Raw genomic sequence first — 7411 nt, forward strand, 5'->3', positions numbered from 1 at the left:
CCATGCGCGTCTGGCCCGGCCAACCGTACCCGCTCGGCGCGACCTGGGATGGCGAAGGCGCCAACTTCGCCATTTTCTCCGAGAACGCCAGCGGCGTCGAGCTGTGCTTGTTCAGCGGACCCGATGATGCCGTCGAGAGCACGCGCATTGCCCTGCGCGAGCGCAACGACCAGATCTGGCACTGCTACCTGCCCGACGTGCGGCCGGGCCAGCTCTACGGCTATCGCGTGCACGGCCCATATCGTCCCGAAGAAGGCCATCGCTTCAATCCATCGTGCCTGCTCATCGATCCCTACGCGAAAGCGATCGGCGGCGCGATCCGGTGGAGCGATGCGCTGTTCGGTTATCAGGTCGGCAGCCCGCTGCAAGATCTCGAAATGAATCACTCCAACAGCGCGGGCCACGTTCCCAAGAGCGTGGTGATCGACTCGGCGTTCACCTGGAGCGGCGACCGGCCGCCGCGCACGCCGTGGCATCGCACGGTGATCTACGAGTGCCACGTGAAAGGATTGACCAAACGGCACCCGCAGGTGCCGGAGCACGTCCGGGGAACCTACCTCGGCCTGGCCTCGGACGCGATCATCGATCACCTCCTTTCGTTAGGCGTAACCGCCGTCGAGCTGCTGCCCGTCCACCATTTCGCCATCGACCATCGGCTGGCCGAACACGGCCTGACGAACTACTGGGGGTACAATTCCATCGGCTTCTTCGCGCCCGATGTGCGGTACGCCGGCGGCGCCATGGGCCGCCAAGTCGGTGAATTCAAGTCGATGGTCAAGACGCTCCATTCCGCCGGCATCGAGGTGATCCTCGACGTCGTCTACAACCACACGGCGGAAGGCAACCACCTCGGCCCAACGCTGTCGCTCCGCGGCATCGACAACTCGGCGTACTACCGGCTCGACCCGAAGAATCCGCGCTACTACGTCGACTTCACCGGCACCGGGAACTCGCTCAACATGCAGCATCCGCGGACGGTCCAGCTCATCATGGACTCGCTCCGCTACTGGGTGACCGAGATGCACGTCGATGGCTTCCGCTTCGACCTCGCGCCCGTGCTCGCGCGCGAGCTGTACGAAGTCAATCGGCTGGCGACGTTCTTCGACATCATCCACCAGGATCCCGTGCTCTCGCGCGTCAAGCTCATCGCCGAGCCGTGGGACATCGGACCCGGCGGCTATCAGGTGGGCAACTTTCCCATCGGGTGGGCGGAATGGAACGGCAAGTATCGCGATGACGTGCGGCGCTTCTGGCGCGGCGACTCGGGCATGGTGGGCGATCTCGCATCGCGGCTGTCCGGCAGCAGCGACATCTATCAATGGAGCGACCGGCCGACCTACGCAAGCATCAACTTCGTCACCGCGCACGACGGCTTCACGTTGCGCGACCTGGTGAGCTACGAGCGGAAGCACAACCTGCCTAACGGAGAGGACAACCGCGACGGCGCCGACGCCAACTACAGCCGCAACTGGGGCGTCGAAGGCGCGACGCACGACCCGCGCATCCTGGCCCGCCGCGAGCGCGTGATGCGCAACCTCATGGCCACCCTCGCGTTTTCCGAGGGCGTTCCCATGCTGTCGCACGGCGACGAGATGGGCCGCACGCAATACGGAAACAACAACGCGTATGCCCAGGACAACGAAACCACCTGGGTCGATTGGTCGCTCGAGGCGCGCCAGCGCGCGATGCTCGACTTCACGCGCCGCGTGTTCTCGATCCGCCAGAAGAACCCGGTGCTTCGCCGCCGCAGCTTCCTGCGCGGACAAGCGCTCGACGCATCTGGAGCGAAAGACCTGTCGTGGATCCATCCCGATGGACGCGAGATGACCGATGCCGATTGGCACGATGCTGGCGCACACGTGCTGGGCATGCTCATCAACGGCGACGCCTCCGACGACATCGATGACCACGGCCGTCCGATCAAGGGCGACAGCCTGCTGCTCATCGTGAACAACCAGGAGGAAATGCGTCGGTTCACGCTGCCCACGATGCCGATGCTCGGGACGTGGGTCGAGATGCTGCACACGGCCGGCCGGCAGGGTGCGACGACGGGAGAGCACGACACGACGCTGCCGCCGTTCTCCCTCGTGCTCCTGCGGTACGGGCCGGCGGGCGGCGGCGACCGTTAGGACATGAGCCGGCCGCCGCGACGCCGCTACGCCGACGCGTCTCGCCAGTCGGGCGCGTCGCGCGCGCCGGAGATCATCTCCGAGCCGCCGGTGTCGCGCGCCGATGCGGCGCGCCTCGCCGCCGGCGAGCACACCGATCCGCACCGCATGCTCGGCGCGCACGCGGCCGTGCGCGGCGCCGAACGCGGCGTCGTGATCCGCGCGTTCCACCCCGACGCGAGCGGCGTCGACTCGGTGCTCGCCGATGGCGGCACGGTGCCGCTCGATCCCATTGGGCTGGGCCTCTTCCAGGCGTTCGTGCCCAACGCAACGCTCCCGCTCCGCTACCGGCTCCGGTTCGCCTTCGCCGGCGGGGGCTCTTGGGAGCGCGGCGACCCGTACCGGTTTCTGCCGACGTTAGGCGACGTGGACCTGCACCTGTTCAACGAAGGCACGCACTGGCGCCTCTGGGACGTGCTCGGCGCCCACGTGCGCGAGATCGACGGAGAACGCGGCACGTCGTTCGCCGTCTGGGCGCCCACCGCGAAACGCGTGAGCGTCGTCGGCGACTTCGATGGATGGGATGGCCGCCTCCTGCCCATGCGATCGCTCGGCAGCTCGGGCGTGTTCGAGCTCTTCGTGCCCGGCGTGGACGCGGGCGCGCTCTACAAGTTCGAGATCCTCACGCAGCAGGGTGATCTGCGCCTCAAGACCGACCCGTTCGCGTTCGCAATGGAAATGCCGCCTGCGAGCGCGTCGCGCGTCGCCGAATCGCGGTTCCGTTGGGCAGACGACGCGTGGCTCGCGTCGCGCCGGTCGGCGGACCCGGCACGCCGCCCGATGGCGATCTACGAGGTGCACCTCGGATCCTGGATGCGCGCGCCCGAAGAAAACAATCGAGTGCTCACCTACCGAGAGATCGCGCCCCGCCTCGCCGAGCACGTCAAGCAATTCGGGTTCACGCACGTCGAGCTGATGCCGATCGCCGAGCATCCGTTCACCGGCAGCTGGGGCTACCAGGTGACCGGCTACTTTGCGCCCACCGCGCGCTACGGTTCGCCCGACGACTTCCGCGCGTTCGTGGACACGCTGCACGCCGCCGGCATCGGCGTGCTCATCGACTGGGTGCCGGCGCACTTCCCGCGCGACGATTTCGCGCTGCGCCGGTTCGACGGGACGGCGCTCTTCGAGCACGACGATCCACGGTTAGGCGAACACCCCGACTGGGGCACCCTCATCTTCAATTACGCGCGCAACGAAGTGCGCAATTTCCTCGTCGCCAACGCGCTGTACTGGCTCGAGGAATTCCATATCGACGGCCTGCGCGTCGATGCGGTCGCGTCGATGCTCTACCTGGACTACAGCCGCCGACCCGGCGAATGGCTCCGCAACAAGTACGGCGGACGCGAGAATCTCGACGCAATCGCGTTTCTGCAGACGATGAATCGCGTGGTGCACGAGCGGCACCCGGGCTGCATCACGGTCGCCGAAGAATCGACGGCGTGGCCCGGCGTCACCAAGCCGGTGGAGCAGGGCGGACTGGGCTTTTCGTTCAAGTGGAACATGGGCTGGATGCACGACACGCTCGGCTACTTCGCGCGCGACCCGATGTACCGCTCGTGGCACCAGAACGACCTCACGTTCGCGATGATTTACGAGTACAGCGAGCGTTTCATCATGCCGCTGTCACACGACGAGGTGGTGCACCTCAAGCGGTCGCTGCTGGGCAAGATGCCTAACGACGCCGATCCGTGGCGCCAGTTCGCGAATCTTCGCCTGCTCCTGGCGTATCTGTACACGCGGCCCGGCAAGAAGCTGCTCTTCATGGGTTCGGAGCTCGCTCCGCCCGGCGAATGGAATCACGACGAGAGCCTGCCGTGGCACCTCGCCGCCGATCCCACGCGCGCGGCCTTCGGCGCGTTCGTGGAAGACCTCGGCAAACTCTACGGAGAGCGCGCGCCGCTCTGGCGCGAGGACTACGATCCGCACGGATTCCAGTGGATCGACGTCGCCGACGCCGCGAATTCCGTCGTCTCCTACGTGCGCCGAGCGGGCGACGAGCACCTGGTGGTGGTGCTCAACATGACCCCGGTGCCGCGCGAGCAGTACCGCATCGGTGCACCGTCGTCGGGCGCGTACGTCCAGGTGTTGTCCAGCGACGCCCAACGCTACGGCGGAAGCGGCGTGGCCACGCTCGAGCGCGTGGCCACCGACCCGCTGCCCCTCCACGGGTTCGAGCACTCGATGGCGCTCGTGCTGCCTCCGTTAGGCGCACTCGTGCTGCGCCCCGCCGCCGGCTGACGGCGGTGTCGTCGCTCCAGGCGCTCGCGGCCCGTCTCGGCATTCTCGATCGGTACGTCGACCAGACCGGACGCGAAACCCGCGTCACCTCGGACGCCACGAGCACCGCGCTGCTCGCCGCCATGGGCGTCGACGCCTCGAGCGAAACGCGGATCGCCAAGGCGCTGCGCGCGCTCGACGAGCGCGAGCGGCGCCAGATCCTCGCCCCGGTGCGCGTGGTGCGCGAATCCGATGCGTGGGACCGCACGCTCCGCTTCCGCGTGCCCGACACCCTGGCTCCGCCTAACGCTATCGCGCGCGTCGAGTACACGTGCACCCTCGAGGACGAGCGCGGCGCGTGCACCTCCTACACCGGCGCCGTCGAGCGGCACGCGGCCGACGTCGTCGACGTCGGCCTCGCGCCGCTCGTCGGCGCCGGCTACTATCGGCTGCACCTCGCGCTCCGCGGACGCGGAGCGCGCGCCGACGCCCGCCAAACCCTCATCGTCGCCCCGCCCGCCTGCGTCACCCCCACCGCCAAACACTTCGGCATCGAAGCGAATCTCTACGCCGTCCGCAGCGCCGCCAACTGGAGCATCGGCACCCTCGACGATCTCGGCACCCTCGCCGAATGGAGCGCCTCCCACGGCGCCGCGTTCGTCGGCATCAACCCGCTGCACGCACTGCGCAACCGCGGCGCCGCCATCTCGCCCTACAGCCCCGTCAGCCGCCTCTACCGAAGCGCCGCCTACCTGGCCGTCGAGGCCATCCCCGAGCTCGAGCACAGCGAAGAAGCCCGCGCGCTGCTCGCGAGCGACGCCCTTCGCGCCGAGCTCGCCCAACTCCGCGCCGGCGACCGCGTGGAGTACGAGCGCGCCACCCGCCTCGCGCGCCCCATCCTCGAGGCGCTGCACCGCACGTTCGTCTCCACCCATGCGTCGCCCGATGATCCGCGGCGCGCCGCGTATGACCACTACGTCGCGCGCGAAGGCGACAGGCTCACCGCGCACGCCACCTTCTGCGCGCTGGACGACCACTACGCTGCGTTAGGCATCGATGGCGGCTGGCAGGCCTGGCCGCGCGCGTTCCGCACCCCTGCCTCGGCCCACGTGGCCCAGTTCCGCGCCGAGCACGCGGCGCAGGTCGATTTTCATCGATGGATCCAGTTCGAGCTCGATCGCCAACTCGAGCGCGCCGCCCAACGCGCACGCGATGCCGGCCTCGCGATCGGCCTCTACCAGGATCTCGCCGTCGGATCGTCAGGCGACGGCAGTGACGCCTGGGCCTACCAGCACCTCTTCCTCTCCGGCGTCGACGTCGGCGCGCCGCCCGATGCCTACGCCCGGGATGGACAGAACTGGGGCCTGCCGCCCATCTCCCCGCACCAGCTCCACGACGACGCGTACGCGTACTGGATCGCCCTGATCCGCGCCTCGCTCCGCCACGGCGGCGCCCTCCGCATCGACCACGCGTTAGGCATGTTCCGGCAATTCTGGATCCCCGCCGGCCGACCCGGACGCGATGGCGCCTATGTCCGATTTCCGACCAACGACCTCCTCGGCATTCTCGCGCTCGAGAGCGCACGCCATCGCGCTATCATCGTCGGCGAAGACCTCGGCACCGTCCCGCCCGAAGTGCCCGCCACCCTGCGCTCCTGGGGCATCCTCGGCTCCCGCGTCATGCTGTTCGAGCGCGATGACCAGGGCGCGTTCAAGCGAGCTGCGGAGTACGAGCCGTTGTCGCTCGTCACCGCCGACACGCACGACATGCCGCCCCTCGAGGGATACTGGCGCGGCCGCGACCTCGAGCTCGGCCTCACCCGCCGCGACGATCCCGACCTCGCGCCGGCTCTGGCCGCCCGCGCCAGAGATCGCGCGTCCCTGGTCAGCTTCCTAACCGCCGACGGCGTGCTCGCGCCCGGTCCGGATGCCGTCGCGGGACCCTCCCTCACCGGGGCCGTCCACCGGTTCCTGTGCTCCACCCCCGCACTGCTCGCGGGCCTTGCCCTCGACGACCTCGCGGGCGAAACCGAACCCGTGAACATGCCCGGTCTCGCCCAGGACCGATATCCGAGCTGGACCCGCCGCATGCAGATGCCCATCGAGTCACTCGATTCCAGCCCAACGGTCCGCGAATCGCTTCAGTGTGATCGTGGCGCCAAACAGTGACCAGCGATATTTCTTCAAGGTTGATGCGCACGTGCCGGACACGGCCGTGCGTCAGTATCCTCTGACCCTTACCCGATCCCGCATGCCCGAGCTCGGTAACGGAATCGTCGCGTACTTTTCCATGGAGATTTGCCTCGAGCAACGCATCGCCACCTACAGTGGCGGACTCGGCGTGCTCGCCGGCGACACCCTCCGCTCCGCCGCGGACCTCGAGCTGCCGCTGGTCGCTGTCTCGCTCGTGCACCGCAAGGGCTACTTCCACCAGAAGCTCGACTCCGAGGGACAGCAAACCGAGACGCCCGAGGAATGGCGCCCCGAGGACATTCTCGAGGCCGCGGATGCGCGCGTCACGATCGAAATCGAAGGACGCACCGTACACATCCGTGCGTTCCGCTACGCCGTGCAGGGAATCACCGGCCACACGATTCCGGTATTCCTGCTCGACACCAATCTGGACGACAACGATGCCTGGGACCGCACGCTGACCGACGTCCTCTACGGCGGCGATCGGCGCTACCGACTGGCGCAGGAGATGGTGCTCGGCATGGGCGGCGCGGCGATGCTCGCTGCGTTAGGCTACGACGACGGCATCCATTACCACATCAACGAAGGACACGCCGCACTCCTCACGCTCGTGTTGCTCGACCGGCAGCTCGGCGGACGCGAGCCGTGGGATGCCGGCGACGCGGACTTCGAGGCGGTCCGGCGCCGCTGCATCTTCACGACGCACACCCCGGTCCCCGCCGGACACGACAAGTTCCCCGAGGAGCAGGTCCTCCAGTCGTTAGGCGAGCACTACACGGCGCTCCTGAGCGCCACCAAGTGCTGCGATGACGACGGCTCGCTCAACATGAC

The 7411-nt window shown here is 68.1% G+C and carries 4 protein-coding genes; all 4 read left to right on the forward strand.

Annotated elements, in window-relative coordinates; all coding sequences use genetic code 11:
- The first annotated feature begins 2 nt into the window (after nucleotides 1–2).
- Nucleotides 3–2129 (forward strand): glycogen debranching protein GlgX, encoded by a 2127-nt coding sequence (gene glgX / locus VFW04_03330; protein HEX5178340.1) that lies wholly within the window; start codon nucleotides 3–5, stop codon nucleotides 2127–2129.
- Between the two features lie 3 nt (nucleotides 2130–2132).
- Entirely contained in the window at nucleotides 2133–4409 is a 2277-nt protein-coding gene (gene glgB / locus VFW04_03335) for a 1,4-alpha-glucan branching protein GlgB (protein ID HEX5178341.1), read from the forward strand.
- Between the two features lie 5 nt (nucleotides 4410–4414).
- Nucleotides 4415–6556: a 4-alpha-glucanotransferase gene (malQ, locus tag VFW04_03340; GenBank protein HEX5178342.1), complete on the forward strand. Its 2142-nt coding sequence runs from the start codon at nucleotides 4415–4417 to the stop codon at nucleotides 6554–6556.
- An 82-nt stretch (nucleotides 6557–6638) separates the two neighbouring features.
- Nucleotides 6639–7411 (forward strand): alpha-glucan family phosphorylase (gene glgP, locus VFW04_03345; protein ID HEX5178343.1); only part of this gene is annotated, 773 nt, incomplete at its 3' end.

This window comes from Gemmatimonadaceae bacterium (genome assembly GCA_036273715.1).
Taxonomy (GTDB): Bacteria; Gemmatimonadota; Gemmatimonadetes; order Gemmatimonadales; family Gemmatimonadaceae; genus JADGGM01.